Genomic DNA, 12,943 nt, shown 5'->3' with positions numbered 1-12,943 from the left:
CTATCTGTATGGCTGTCACTGCAAAACCTGCCGCGAAGCCCGCGGCCTTCGACCTGCTGCTACGCGAGATCCGCGCGTGCACACTGTGCTCGCCGCTGCTGCCGCATCCACCGCGCCCCGTGCTGGCGGCATCCGAACAGGCGCGCATTCTGGTGATCGGCCAGGCGCCGGGCGCGCGCGTACATGCATCAGGGGTGCCGTGGAGCGATGCGAGCGGCGCGCGTCTGCGCACATGGCTCGGCGTCGACGACGCGACCTTTTACGACACGTCGAAATTCGCCATCGTGCCGATGGAATTCTGCTTCCCGGGTCGCGATTCAAGTGGGGATTTGCCGCCGCGGCCCGAGTGCGCGAGCCGCTGGCATAGCGAGTTGCTCGGACACCTGCGCTCGATCCGGCTGACGCTGCTGATCGGACAGTACGCACAACGGTTCGGACTTGGCGATGCATTTGGGCCGACCTCGACCGATACGCTCGTGCGGTGGCGCGAGTTCGGGCCGGCGGTGCTGCCGCTGCCGCATCCGTCGCCACGGAACGTCGCGTGGTTCAAGCGCAATCCGTGGTTCGACGGCGAAGTGTTGCCGACGTTGCGCGAGCGGGTGAAGGGCGCGTTGGCGCAATGACGGCGGCCTTTGTCAGCTCCGTTGGTGTGAACGTGGCTTGAACCAGAGATGCGCAATGCGAGCCCGACGCGACTCGGGCAAAATCATCGAACCACGGGCGCCTGCGCAGCAGGTGTGAAGGTACGCATCACTCGCCAGCGTATGGTCGGAAGATCGCCCGACACAGTGATGCGGACATAGCAGCCGGGGTAACGTCCGGTCGCCCGTGGCATTCGACGCGCCTCAGCCACGTCGATCGAAATACCGCCGCAACAGACAGTTCGCGCTTGAGCCATGCAGCAGCACCGACAACACGATCGCATCGAGCACCGCGGGCAACAGCGGCGTCATCGCGCCGCGCGCGTGTTGCAGGCCGAACATCAAATAATAGAAAGCGCCGACGCCGCGAATGCCCATCCATCCGATCAGATGGCGCTGGCTGCTATCGACGCGCGCGCCAAACATCGCCACCACCACCGACAACGGCCGCGCAACGAAGAACAGAAAGATCGCCGGCAATGCCGCGTGCAGTGCGAGCATGTCCCGCCAATGCGCGGACACGACGCAGCCGATGATCAGCATCAGCGACAACTCCGCGATGCGTTCCATTTCGAGCGTGAAGCCCATCATCGATTCGGCGAGATACGCGTGCGCCTTTTCCGGATCTTTGGCCACCTCGCGCCGCTGGCCGCGTTGGACATCTTCGAGTACGTCGGCGGGATTCTTGTCTCCGGTCGCGCGCAATTCCTCGTGACGCAGCGCGACCCCTGCGACGAACACCGCGATGAATGCATACGCATTCACGAGCAGCGCGGCGCCATAAGCCGCCGACATCAAGCCGAGCGCGAGAAAGCCGTCGAGGCCGATCGCTTCGCCATAGCGGGTGCGCAGAACGAAAATGGAGCGCGCGAATACGATGGCGAATACCCAACCGATCGCCAATGCGCTGGCGAGGCCCCAGACGACCGTGCCCGCGAAATGCGCGACGCCGCTGCCGCCCAGCATATCGGCGCCCGCCAGCGTAAGGCCGAGCAGCGCGAACGGATAGGTGGCGCCGTCGTTCATTCCGCCTTCACCGGAGAGCGCGAAGCGGACCGGCTCGTCGTCGCCGGCTTGAGTGACGCGTAGCTCGTTCGCCAGCACCGGATCAGTCGGCGCGAGCGTGGCCGCGAGAAACAACGCCGCGCCATCCGCGTGGCCCGTGAGTAGCGCGGTGAAGCCGAACATCAGCGCGATCGTGACGAGCATCGCCGGACCGCCCAGCCGCAGCGGCAGGATCCATAGCGGATTGCGCAGCCGCACGCGCAGATGCATACCAATCGAAAACAGCGAGATGACCAGCCCGAGTTCCGCGACTGCCGTCAGCAACCCGTCTTTGTCGACCAGATCGACGCCGACAAGACCGAACCCCGCCGGGCCCATCGCGATGCCCACGGCCAGATAGATCATCGCGCCGGTCAACGGCAAACGGCGAATCGGCCCTCGCGCGACGGCCATGAAGGTCAGCAGTGCGCCAATCAGCAGGTACCAGATCCATTCGTCGTTCATAACGGGCATTTGCGCGCGCGCCGACGCTGCATCCGTCGACGCGATGCGGCTAGTGCGCGCTGCTTGCGCCGTGAGGGGAGCTTGCGCCGTGCTGCTTCGCGTGTCCCGCGCGTTCGCGCGCCGCCTGGTCGCGACTCAGCTCGCCGGGCGGCGTACCCGCCTGGCCGGCCGCGCCCGCGCCGCCTTCGGTGCCCGCGTCGTTACCGCCTTGCGCGAGCAGCATCGACGAGGCTTGCAGCGCCGGCGGTGCGGCGGCTGGCTCGGTGGGATGCGCCGACGCGCCGCCAGCCGCGAGAGCAACAATCGCGGCGACGGCAATTCGCTGAGCAACGGTGATCATTTGCGGCCTCCTGTGTCCGGACAAGCTGAGTGCACTATCGCGTTGCGGTTGCAAACGCCGTTCCTCGGCCGAACCAGGCCGCGCCGAACCAGCCCGGCCGGCGAGCAGCACCAGAAACCGCAAAAGCCGCGCGCGGCCTACGGCTTCAGCACCACCTTCACGCATCCGTCTTCCTTCTCGCGGAAGACCCGGTACATCTCGGGGCCCTGTTCGAGCGGCACGGTATGGGTAATCACGAACGACGGGTCGATCTCGCCCTCCTGAATCCGCCGCAACAGATCGTCGGTCCAGCGGTTCACGTGGGTCTGCCCCATGCGGAACGTGAGCCCCTTGTTCATCGCCGCGCCGAACGGAATCTTGTCGATCAGTCCGCCGTACACCCCCGGAATCGACAGAATGCCCGCAGGGCGGCACACGTAGATCATTTCGCGCAGCACGTGCGGTCGGTCCGTTTCGAGCATCAACGCCTGCTTCGCGCGGTCGTACATCGCATCGAACGAGCGCGTCGCGTGCGATTCCATGCCGACCGCGTCGATACATTTTTCCGGGCCCTTGCCGTGCGTCAGTTCTTTCAAACGGTCCAGCACGCTTTCTTCTTCGAAGTTGATCGTGAACGCGCCGGCGGCTCGCGCCATCGCGAGACGCTCGGGCACCCGGTCGATCACGACGACCTGCTGGGCGCCCATCAGCAGCGCGCTTCTGATCGTGAACTGGCCGACCGGACCCGCGCCCCAGATCGCCACGGTGTCGGTCGGCTCGATCTCGCATTGAGCCGCCGCCTGCCAGCCGGTCGGAAAGATATCGCCAAGAAACAGCACCTGTTCGTCGGTGAGACCATCCGGAATCTTCACTGGCGTGAAGTCCGCATACGGCACGCGCACGTATTCGGCCTGCCCGCCCGGGTAGCCGCCGGTCAGATGCGAGTAGCCGAATAGCCCCGCCGTGGTGTGGCCGAATACCTTGTCCGCCATCTCCTTGTTGCGGTTCGAGCGCTCGCATACCGAAAAAAAGCCGCGCCGGCACTGGTCGCATTCGCCGCACGCGATCGTAAACGGCACGACGACCCGGTCGCCGACCTTCAGCCGTGAATTGCCGGAGCCGACCTCGACGACCTCGCCCATAAACTCGTGGCCGAGGACGTCGCCGGATTTCATCGTCGGCATAAAGCCGTCGAACAGATGCAGGTCCGAGCCGCAGATCGCGCAGCTCGTTACCTTGACGATCGCATCGCGCGGATGCTCGATGATCGGGTCCGGCACATTATCGACGCGGACATCTTTCTTGCCGTGCCAGCAAAGGGCTCTCATATCGTGCTCCACTGAGGGCTGGCCATCGCTCGATTGCTCGATTGTTCGATTGCTCGGGCCAACCAGAACTAAAGGTTTGCCGCGCGCGCGAGCGAATGGAACAAATCGAATCCGGATCGCGACACGCGGCGACAACCGCCATTACGGCGCAGGCCGCAACTGCGGTGAATCGAGCAACGCGCGTGCCGTCGTTATCGTCGCGACGAGCGCACTCGATGGGCCTCTGCGTGGACCCTGGCTTGGATCGATACTTGCTCACTCGTTCTCGGGTACATAAGAGAAAATCTGTTGGTCCTCGAGGCAAACCATGAACGTTCCCGCGCAGATCGTCTCCTTTCTGAAGTCACGAGGTCTCAAACTCGCTACCGCGGAGTCCTGCACCGGCGGGCTGATCGCGTCGGATCTCGCGGGCGTGCCGGGCAGCGGCGCGTGCCTCGACGTCGGCTTCGTCAGCTACTCGCCTTCCGGCAAAGCCGGCTTTCTCGGCGTCAAGCGAGCCACGATGGAACAGTACGGGCTCACCAGCGAAGCGGTCGCGCGCGAAATGGCCGAAGGCGCGTTGCAGCAGGAAGGCTGTTGCGCGGACATCGCGGTGTCGAACACCGGCCTCGCCGATGGCGGCGGGCAGGGTGGCTCCCCGGACGATCCGCCGCCTGGCACGCAATGCTTCGCGTGGTCGTTCCGGCTGCGCGACGGCAGCCTCGTCACGTTCGCCGAAACCCGCCGCTTCACCGGTGGCAGAAACGACGTGCGCTCGGCGGCGGCGCTGTACGCGTTATCACGCGTCGAGCACTACTTCGATCAACTCCCGCGCAATCAGCGCGACAGCCATGGAGGACCCGCGTGATGAACCCGCTTTCTTCGATAGAGACAGATACCTGGCAGCAGTCGGTGATTCACGAACTCGGCGTCGCGCGCGAGTTCGACGCGGACCACGAGCGTGAACGGCGGGTCGCATTCCTCGGCGACTATCTGGCCTCGCAGGGCTTGCGCACTTACGTGCTCGGGATCAGCGGCGGCGTCGATTCGTCGACCGCGGGGCGCCTCGCGCAACTGGCTGTCGAGCGGCTGCGCGCACGCGGCTATGAGGCGAAGTTCGTCGCGGTGCGCCTGCCGTACGGCGCACAGCTCGACGAAGAGGACGCGGCGCTCGCGCTCGCGTTCATCCGCCCGGACGAAACATTGACGGTCAATATCAAGGACCCGTCGGATGCGATGCTGTTCTCGCTGAAGCGCGGCAATGTGCAATACGTCGACGACTTCCAGGAGGATTTCGTGCTCGGCAACATCAAGGCCCGGCAGCGGATGGTCGCGCAGTATGCGATTGCCGGCGCGAGAGTGGGGGCGGTGATCGGCACCGACCACGCGGCCGAATCGCTGATGGGCTTTTTCACGAAATACGGTGACGGCGCGGCCGATATCCTGCCGCTCGCCGGTCTCACGAAGCGCCGCGTGCGCGCACTCGCGCACGCGCTCGGCGCGTCGGAGCGCCTCGTCAACAAGGTGCCCACCGCGGACCTGGAATCGCTGACGCCGCAAAAACCCGATGAAGACAGCTACGGGATCGGCTATCAGGACATCGACGACTTCCTCGAAGGCAAGCCGGTCAGCGATGAAGTATTGACCACGATTCGCCGCTTTTACATGGCGACGCGCCACAAACGCGCGCTGCCGGTGTCGCCGGCGCCAGCCGACGAGTCGGCCTGAAGCGCCGCGCGCGTTAGCGATCCATTAGCGGGTCCGTTGGTGGGTCCGTTGGCGCGTCGATTAACCCGCGCGCTGCCGTTTGGCGCGGCGTGCGGGCTCCGGCGCCGCTTCGCCGCCTGGCATCTCCTGCAATTGCTGCTCGGGGGCGATGCGCGCGCCGCGATCGCGGTCCACGGACTGGTCGGCGGGCTGCTGCAGCGTATCGGCATCGTCGCCGACCGTCTCCTGTTGCGCGCCGCCTTCCGCCTCGATCTGCCGGCGCGCTTCCTCCCAGTGTTGTTCGGCCTTGCCTTCCGGCTCCGGATCGTTTTCCCACAAGTGATACGCGCGCGTGCGAATGCGCGCTTCGAGATCGTTGTCCATATGTTTCTCCATCAAGGTGAGTAGTGTGGCGAACGGCAGCTGCGCTGCGGTTCGATGTCGCAATGCTTTGGCATTGCGTGGTGTCGACATAACGGCGAGCGACGGGTCAGCAAGCGCTATTCCCCGCCGCGCGGCTATTTGTGGAGTTTCGAGCGCAGCGACGCGACGTCGTTCGCGGTGATGGGCTGCGCGTTATTGCCCCACGCGCCGCGGATATAGGTGAGCACCTGGGCGATCTGCACGTCCGCGAGCGTCGCCGCGAAAGGTGGCATCGCCTGACGTGGCGGCCCGGTGAGCGTCGCAGGGCTATTGCCGCCTTCCACCAGCAGGCGAATCAGCGAGCTCGTGTCTTCGCTCAGCACCGAAGGGTTGCCCTGGAGCGCCGGAAAGACGTTCGGCACCCCGCGCCCGTCTTCGCGATGACAGCTCGCGCAAAACGAGCGATACACGTTGGCGCCAAGGCTCAGCGAGTCCGGCACGCGACTGCCGTTGGCGCTCGAGCGCGCCGGATCGGTGCCGCGCGTATAGGTGCCGTACGGCTGCTGCGGTGGCAGCGACTTCAGGTAATGCGCGATCGCGCCGAGATCAGCGTCGCTCAGATACTGCGAGCTGTCTTCGACCTGTTGGACCATGCTGCCGTACGCGGTCACGCCGCCGCCGTGGCCGGTCTTCAGGAACGCGGCGATATCGGCGGCAGTGAGGCGGCCCAGCCCCGAGCCCTGGTCGCCGGTCAGGTTCGGCGCGAACCAGTGATCGTTGACGCCGCCCACCAGAAAGTCACTCGACGATTCGTCCAGTCCGCTTTGCTCGTAAAACGTGCCGCGCGGTGTGTGGCAGGCGCCGCAATGCCCGGCGCCCTGCACCAGATAAGCGCCGCGATTCCATTTCGCGTCGCGCCGCGGCTGCGGGACGAACGGCTGCGACGGCACGAAGGCCATCTGCCAGAAACGCAGCGCCCAGCGCTGATTGAATGGAAACGCGACGTCGGTAGGCTGCGTCGGCTTCGCGACCGGCGTGACGCCGTGCATCATGTACACATAGAGGGCGTGCACGTCCTCATCGCTCAGCTTCGAGAACGACACGTAGGGCATCGCCGGATAGAGCCGCTTGCCTCGCGCGACGCCTTCGCGAAGCGCCTTCTCGAAGTCTTCGTAGCTGTAGCGCCCAATGCCGTACTGCGGGTCGGGCGTGATGTTGCTGGACATGATCGTGCCGAACGGCGAAGCCATGCCGAGGCCGCCCGCGAACGGTGCGCCACCCTGCGGCGCGGTGTGACAGCCCGCGCAATCGGCGGCTTTCGCGAGGTATTCGCCGCGCGCGAACGCCGCGGGATCGGATACGCCTGGCGGCACATGACGCTGCGCGGGCGGTTCGGCGGCGACGGCGGAAGCGGGCGTTGCCGTTGTGGCTACCGCACGGCTCGCAGCGGCAGCCGCCGCCGGCGCATCGCCGCGCGCGGCCGCCGAGCCCGGGTTCGCTGACGCTGCATTCGTCGAGGCCGCGTTCGTTGAGCTCGCGTTCGTTGAGCCCGCGTTCGTAGCCCCGCCAGCCGCTACGTTCATGCCCAGCGCGAAGCACGCCGCCACCACCGCGCATGCCGTCGCGATCCAGCCATTGAGCGACTTGCGGTTCATCACGCGCCCTCCCCCCTGGCGCGCGGCGCCTCATGCCGGTATGCCGGTTGCCGGTCCGCGCGGGTCAACCAGCGGCCCGCGACCAACAGTCCGCCGGCCAGATAGGCAGCCGCCCCCGGCACCCACATGATCAGTCCGCCAAGCTGCTGATCGTGCAGCGGATCGATGCCCAACGCGGAACACGGCTCCACGTACGACGGATACCAAAGCTCCGGCGACAGCGTGATCAATGCGCCGAGCGCGCTCGTGTGGACCATCGTCGTGAACAGCGACAGCATCGCGTGGCCGCTGGTGCTTCGACGCGCCCCCTCGCCGGTGACCGTCCACCAGAAAATCAGCGCGGTCAGCAGAAAGCTCGCGTGTTGCAGTGTATGCACCCACGGATGCGCGAGCGCGGCCTCGAACAGCCCCGGCGCATGCCACGCCCACAATGCGAGCGCGTGCAGCAACCAGGCGACGAGCGGCGCGGTCAGAAACCGCCACGCGCGAGCAAACGGGCGGGCCCGCACGACGCTCCCGGCCCACAGCCGCGCGCGCCGTGGCAGCGCCCAGATCCAGACCCCGAGCGGCCGCCCTGCCACGCACAACGGCGCGGCGAGCAGCATCATCGATTCGTGCTGCACCATATGCGCGGAGAACAGCGCGCCGGAAAGCGTATCGAGCGGCGACATCAACGCGATCACCAATGCGCCCCAGCCGCCCAGGAAAGCGGCCAGATGCCAGCGGCGCAGGCCGACGCCGGGGCCGCTCGCGCGAGCGCGGCCGCGCAGACGCGCATAGCCGACCACGTACGCGGCCAGGCTGAGCGTCATCAGCACGACGACCCACGGCTCGAAGCTCCAGCCGAACGACGGCGACGAGCGCTCGGCGCTCGACAGCACATGTGCGCCAGCGCGCGGGCTCACGACGACGCACGCCGCGAGGGCAAGACGTGCGACAGGTGCGACACGTGCGACACGTGCGGCATATGACATAGGGCGGATCATCGGCAAGCGGGCAATAGCCATTGTGGGAACCACATCGCGAGTTGGACCACCGCGCACAGCGCGCCGACGATCATCGCCATCAGCGCGAAAAAGGCACCGCGCGCGGGGCGCGCCGCATACATGGGCTCGCCGAGCGAGCGTTCGGCGCGCCAGCGCCCATACGCGAGCCACGCGGAAAACGCGCAGAACAGAAACGCCGCCGCGCTCACCGCATGCATCGGCCATGCCGCGCCGTGCGCGCACGCAAGCCGGATCAGCGCGTAATCGAGGCTTTGGGTAGCGAGCACCGCCGTGGGCGCCGCGAGCAGACCGAGCCAGATATCCATCGGCGTTCTCACAGATGCAGGCGCGGCGCCACATACAGCACCGCATAGATCGGCAGCCAGCTCAACACGACGAAGTACCAGTAGATCGCGTTTTCGCTGGTGTCCAGCAGCCGTTTGCCCTCGAACGGACCGGTGAAGAGCAGCACCGCGAGCACCGCGGTATCGACGGTGTCGGTAATCAGATGGGTGGTGTGAAGCCCGAGCAGCAGCCACACGATCGAGCCGTACGAGTTCGCATACCACATCACGTTGAGCGCGGTGAATTCGAAACCGCGCAGGACAAGAAAGGCCAGCGCGAACGCCACGCAGACACTCAGCCAGACACGCGCGCGCAGGCGGTCGCCGCGCTCGGCCGCCCGTTTCGCCAGCTGGTTCGGCCACAGGCTCGCCAGCAGCACGACCGTGTTGAGCGTGCCCCACAGCAGCCCGGGCGGCGGCGCATTCATCGGCCATGCGGCATTCACGCTGCGTAGATAAAAGTACATTCCGACCGCAATCGCGAACACCGTGCCTTCGATCAGCATCAAGCCCGCCGTCGCCCACCACATCAGGCTGTGATGACTGAAGCCGAAGCTTGGCAACGCGCGCACATCGAGCGTCGAAGCGGTGCGGCCGGCGCCGCCGCCGGCGTGGGCGACGGTTCTGATGCGCGGCGTGTCGTCGGCATCGGCCGCGGCTTCGCTGGCGGCGCTGTCCGTGCGTGATTGAGCGGCAAAAGTTGCCGCGCCCGCCGCTGCACGAATCGCTGCGTCATTGGGACCCAGCTCCGCGGCTCGCCGACGCTTGATGCCGCCTGCCTTGTCGCCACGGCGCGAACCAAAACCCGATGGCCACTTCTCCAGCGCGCGGGCCAGCGCGTTGCTCGCGCGGGTCGGCCAGAACCACACGATCATCGCCGCCGCAACCGGCACCGTGCCCCACCAGACGGCCGTCGGCGTATAGATCGAGCCGATAAAGAAGATCGTCGTCGCGACCGCGCTGAGGAACGGCCAGATCGACGGCTGCGGAAACAGCGGACGGGTCTCGGCGATCGCGTCGAGTGCGCTCGAGGTCAGCACCTCGCGCGCGCCAGCCGCGAGACCGGCGACCGAAGCCGGCTGCTGGCTGGGCTCCCACAGCGGATGGCGGCCGTGCACGACCGGCAGCGCGTCGAAGTTGTGCGGCGGCGGCGGACTCGGCACGCTCCATTCCAGCGTGCCGGCGCCCCACGGATCGGCCGGCGCGGGCACGCCGCTGCGCACGGTGCGCACGACGTTGACGAGAAACAGCAGCACGCCTGCGCCCATCACATACGCGCCGAGCGTCGCGGTCAGATTCAGCGGCCCCCAGCCGAGACCTTCCTGATAGGTCCAGATGCGCCGCGTCATCCCATGCAAGCCGAGCCAGTGCATCGGAAAGAACGTGACGTTGAAGCCGATGAAAAAGAGCCAGAAGTGCCAACGCCCGAGGCGCTCGCTGAGCAGGTGTCCGGTGAGCTTCGGAAACCAGTAATAGATCACGCCGAACAGCGGAAAGACCGCGCCGCCGATCAGCACGTAATGCAGATGCGCGACCACGAAATAGGTGTCGTGAACCTGCAGATCCAGCGAAACCGAACCGAGCATGATGCCGGTCATCCCGCCGAGCACGAGGATGAAGAAGAACGCGAGCACGAACAGCAGCGGCACCCTCAGTTTCAACCGGCCCGTCAACAGCGTCGCCAGCCAGCAATAGATCTGGATGCCGGACGGCACTGCGATCAGCACGCTTGCCGCCGTGAAAAAGCTTTTGCCGAGCGCCGGCACCGTGGTCGCGAACATGTGATGCACCCACAGCCCGAACGCGAGAAACGCGGTCGCGATCAGCGCGAGCACCATCGCCGGATAGCCGACCACCGGCCGGCGCGAAAACGCCTCGATGATCGACGACATGAAGCCGAGCGCCGGAATGAAGATCAGGTACACCTCCGGGTGTCCGAAGAACCAGAACAGGTGTTGCCACAGGATCACGTCGCCGCCGAGCGACGGGTTGTAGAACTGCGTGCCGACCAGCCTGTCGAGAATCAGCGCGGTGCTGGCGAGCATGATCGACGGCATCGCGAACAGCACCATGAACTGAGTGACGAGCGTCGCCCACGCGAACAGCGGCAGCCGGTTCAACGACATCCCGGGCGCGCGCATCTTCAGGATCGTCGTGATCAGGATGACCGCTTCCAGCAGCCCGGCCAGCTCGGTGAACGTGATCATCTGCGCCCAGATGTCCGAGCCCTTGCCCGTCGCGTAGTCGGGGCCCGCCAACGGCACGTAGCTGAACCAGCCGGAGCGAGGCCCGGCGCCCAACGCGAAGCCGACGTACAGCGTGAGCCCGCCGAACAGGAACACCCAATACGCGTACGCGTTCATGCGCGGAAACGCGACGCTGCGCGCGCCGATCATCAGTGGGATCAGATAGCCGGCGACGGCCTGCATCACCGGCACCGCGAACAGAAACATCATCGTCGTGCCGTGTATCGTGAACAGCTGGTCGTACAGGTCGGGGCCGACCAGGTGGTTGTTCGGCCGTATCAATTGCGTGCGCATCGTCAGCGCGAGTGCACCGGCCAGCAGGAAGAACACGAAGGTCGTAACGATGAAGCGGCGCGCGATGGTCTTGTGATTGATCGCCGAGAACCAGCCGATCACGCCCGGCGGATCGCTCCACGTTTGCGCGAGCAATGCGCGCGTGTCGTCCGACGCATCGGGGCCGTCCTTGATGCGCGGGTCGGGGTGCAGGGAAATCGGACGTTCGAGCGTGCTCATCGTAGGGTTCCCAGCCATGCGACCACCGCCTGGCGGTCGGACGCGGACAGCGGCACGACGGGCATCGTCGTGCCGGGCTTCAGCGCCTCCGGATCGCGGATCCATGCGGCGAGGTTCTGCTGCGTGTTCGGCAATGCGCCGGAGGCGATCGTCTGCCGGCTCATCAGATGCGTGAGGTCGGGGCCCAGCGTGCCCTGCGCCGACGTGCCGCGCACCGTATGGCAATTCGCGCAGCTCGCCTGCTGGAAGATCTGCATGCCGTGCTGCGCGAGTGCATCGGCGGACTGTGCGGACTGTGCGGACTGGCCGTCAAGCGCACCCGTGGCGGCCGGCGCGGCTTGCTGCGCGCGCCACTGCGCGTAACGCTCGGGCGGCTCGGCGATCACCAGCATCGCCATCAACGCGTGCTCGGCGCCGCAATACTCGGCGCACTGGCCGCGATAGACGCCCGGCTTGTCGGCGCGAAATTCGATCGTCGAGTCGAGACCCGGCAGCATGTCCTTCTTGCCGTGCAGATTCGGCATCCAGAAGCTGTGAATGACGTCGCCGGCTTTCAGCGCGACGATCACCGGACGTCCGGCCGGCACGTGCAATTCGTTGGCCGTCGTGAACGCGGGGTGCTGGCCGTCGCGCGGGTAATCGACTTTCCACCACCATTGCTCGCCAGTCACTTCGATATGCAATGCGTCGTCGACCGGCATGCGCGATAGCGCGCGGTCCGTCAGCACGTCCGCGACGATCAATCCGAACAGCAGCACGACCGATGCGATGCTCGCGACCGCGACCGCGCGCTGCGGCCCGCGTTCGACCGGCCTCGGGGACAGCGCATCGTGGGGCGGCTCGTCGTGATCGCCATGCGCATGCGGGCGGCGCAGCAGCGCGACCAGCGTCGCGAACAGCACGGCGGCGAACACCGCGCCGCACACGATCAACGACAGATGCCACAGCCGCACGATGTGCGCGGCCTGCACGCCGGCCGGATGCAACGCATCCTGCGGCGGTTGTGCCGCGCAGGCGGCTCGCGTCGCGCAAACGGCCAGAACGGCGATGCCGCAGCGCGCGCTGAACCTGGATGCGCCGGCTGCGCGGCGCCCGTCCGCGATCACCGGCGTTCGATCGATCACACAAGTGCGCATAAGCATCAGCGTCTGCTTACATAAGGAACGCACGTCCGTAGCGACGAGAACGCCGCGCGGAATGGACAGACCCACGCGCTGGTGACGGCGGGAAACGACAGGATGCAATGACAAACCATGGTCGAGTACGGGTTCGAATCGCGTGGGGCAAAAAGCTTCACGATGGTGCGTGACCTCGCCCCAGCAATCGCCGTTCCATCCGTCGGCGCGTTGATGG

At 66.3% G+C, this 12,943-nt stretch carries 12 protein-coding genes; 3 read left to right on the top strand and 9 right to left on the bottom strand.

Translation table 11 applies throughout. From position 1 onward, the window contains the following. The first annotated feature begins 8 nt into the window (after positions 1-8). The gene (locus VGH68_RS26840; protein WP_331606753.1) at positions 9-623 is read left to right on the top strand and encodes a uracil-DNA glycosylase family protein; all 615 of its coding nucleotides are present in this window, start codon (positions 9-11) and stop codon (positions 621-623) included. A gap of 222 nt (positions 624-845) precedes the next feature. Here the strand turns inward: VGH68_RS26840 and VGH68_RS26835 are convergent, their stop codons facing one another. From VGH68_RS26835 to VGH68_RS26825, 3 genes are all read right to left on the bottom strand, one after another. Continuing rightward, positions 846-2,150, bottom strand: coding sequence for a cation:proton antiporter (locus tag VGH68_RS26835; RefSeq protein ID WP_331606752.1), 1,305 nt, complete (start codon positions 2,148-2,150; stop codon positions 846-848). A 49-nt stretch (positions 2,151-2,199) separates the two neighbouring features. Further along, a complete protein-coding gene (locus tag VGH68_RS26830) occupies positions 2,200-2,490 on the bottom strand; it encodes a hypothetical protein (RefSeq protein ID WP_331606749.1) in 291 nt (96 codons plus the stop codon). Between the two features lie 137 nt (positions 2,491-2,627). Further along, on the bottom strand, positions 2,628-3,797 hold the full coding sequence (locus VGH68_RS26825; RefSeq protein WP_331606748.1) for a zinc-dependent alcohol dehydrogenase: 1,170 nt from the start codon (positions 3,795-3,797) through the stop codon (positions 2,628-2,630). Positions 3,798-4,104: 307 nt separating this feature from the next. Between VGH68_RS26825 and VGH68_RS26820 the strand changes: the two genes are divergently transcribed. Further along, positions 4,105-4,644 carry a CinA family protein gene (locus VGH68_RS26820; protein ID WP_331606747.1) on the top strand — a complete coding sequence of 180 codons (540 nt, stop codon included), beginning with the start codon at positions 4,105-4,107 and terminating at the stop codon, positions 4,642-4,644. Then, entirely contained in the window at positions 4,644-5,504 is an 861-nt protein-coding gene (nadE, locus tag VGH68_RS26815) for an ammonia-dependent NAD(+) synthetase (RefSeq protein WP_331606746.1), read from the top strand. The genes VGH68_RS26820 and nadE overlap by 1 nt, the downstream gene beginning before the upstream one ends. A gap of 60 nt (positions 5,505-5,564) precedes the next feature. Here the strand turns inward: nadE and VGH68_RS26810 are convergent, their stop codons facing one another. The 6 genes from VGH68_RS26810 to coxB all read right to left on the bottom strand — a co-directional run bounded on the left by VGH68_RS26810 (position 5,565) and on the right by coxB (position 12,732). Beyond that, entirely contained in the window at positions 5,565-5,867 is a 303-nt protein-coding gene (locus VGH68_RS26810) for a DUF2934 domain-containing protein (protein WP_331606745.1), read from the bottom strand. 134 nt (positions 5,868-6,001) lie between these two features. Continuing rightward, a complete protein-coding gene (locus VGH68_RS26805; protein WP_414696996.1) occupies positions 6,002-7,429 on the bottom strand; it encodes a c-type cytochrome in 1,428 nt (475 codons plus the stop codon). Between the two features lie 71 nt (positions 7,430-7,500). Continuing rightward, a complete protein-coding gene (locus VGH68_RS26800; protein ID WP_331606743.1) occupies positions 7,501-8,475 on the bottom strand; it encodes a cytochrome c oxidase assembly protein in 975 nt (324 codons plus the stop codon). An 8-nt stretch (positions 8,476-8,483) separates the two neighbouring features. Next, positions 8,484-8,813, bottom strand: coding sequence for a hypothetical protein (locus tag VGH68_RS26795; protein WP_331606742.1), 330 nt, complete (start codon positions 8,811-8,813; stop codon positions 8,484-8,486). 8 nt (positions 8,814-8,821) lie between these two features. Continuing rightward, positions 8,822-11,590: a cytochrome c oxidase subunit I gene (gene ctaD, locus VGH68_RS26790; RefSeq protein WP_331606751.1), complete on the bottom strand. Its 2,769-nt coding sequence runs from the start codon at positions 11,588-11,590 to the stop codon at positions 8,822-8,824. Further along, complete coding sequence (gene coxB / locus VGH68_RS26785) at positions 11,587-12,732, bottom strand: cytochrome c oxidase subunit II (RefSeq protein ID WP_331606741.1); 1,146 nt, start codon at positions 12,730-12,732, stop codon at positions 11,587-11,589. Before coxB ends, ctaD begins: the two co-directional genes overlap by 4 nt. Positions 12,733-12,943: the final 211 nt, after the last annotated feature.

The organism is Paraburkholderia sp., from assembly GCF_036488505.1.
In the GTDB taxonomy this organism is placed as follows: Bacteria; Pseudomonadota; Gammaproteobacteria; order Burkholderiales; family Burkholderiaceae; genus Paraburkholderia.
Note: the sequence above shows the minus strand (reverse complement) of the source record. Positions and strands in the feature narration are given on the sequence as shown.

Coding starts and splice junctions, on each gene's coding strand:
- VGH68_RS26800 (WP_331606743.1), bottom strand. CDS start 8,475: ATGTCATATGCCGCACGTGTCGCACGTGTCGCACCTGTCGCACGTCTT.
- nadE (WP_331606746.1), top strand. CDS start 4,644: ATGAACCCGCTTTCTTCGATAGAGACAGATACCTGGCAGCAGTCGGTG.
- VGH68_RS26820 (WP_331606747.1), top strand. CDS start 4,105: ATGAACGTTCCCGCGCAGATCGTCTCCTTTCTGAAGTCACGAGGTCTC.
- VGH68_RS26795 (WP_331606742.1), bottom strand. CDS start 8,813: ATGGATATCTGGCTCGGTCTGCTCGCGGCGCCCACGGCGGTGCTCGCT.
- VGH68_RS26805 (WP_414696996.1), bottom strand. CDS start 7,429: ATGAACGTAGCGGCTGGCGGGGCTACGAACGCGGGCTCAACGAACGCG.
- VGH68_RS26830 (WP_331606749.1), bottom strand. CDS start 2,490: ATGATCACCGTTGCTCAGCGAATTGCCGTCGCCGCGATTGTTGCTCTC.
- coxB (WP_331606741.1), bottom strand. CDS start 12,732: ATGCTTATGCGCACTTGTGTGATCGATCGAACGCCGGTGATCGCGGAC.
- VGH68_RS26825 (WP_331606748.1), bottom strand. CDS start 3,797: ATGAGAGCCCTTTGCTGGCACGGCAAGAAAGATGTCCGCGTCGATAAT.
- VGH68_RS26810 (WP_331606745.1), bottom strand. CDS start 5,867: ATGGACAACGATCTCGAAGCGCGCATTCGCACGCGCGCGTATCACTTG.
- VGH68_RS26835 (WP_331606752.1), bottom strand. CDS start 2,150: ATGAACGACGAATGGATCTGGTACCTGCTGATTGGCGCACTGCTGACC.
- VGH68_RS26840 (WP_331606753.1), top strand. CDS start 9: ATGGCTGTCACTGCAAAACCTGCCGCGAAGCCCGCGGCCTTCGACCTG.
- ctaD (WP_331606751.1), bottom strand. CDS start 11,590: ATGAGCACGCTCGAACGTCCGATTTCCCTGCACCCCGACCCGCGCATC.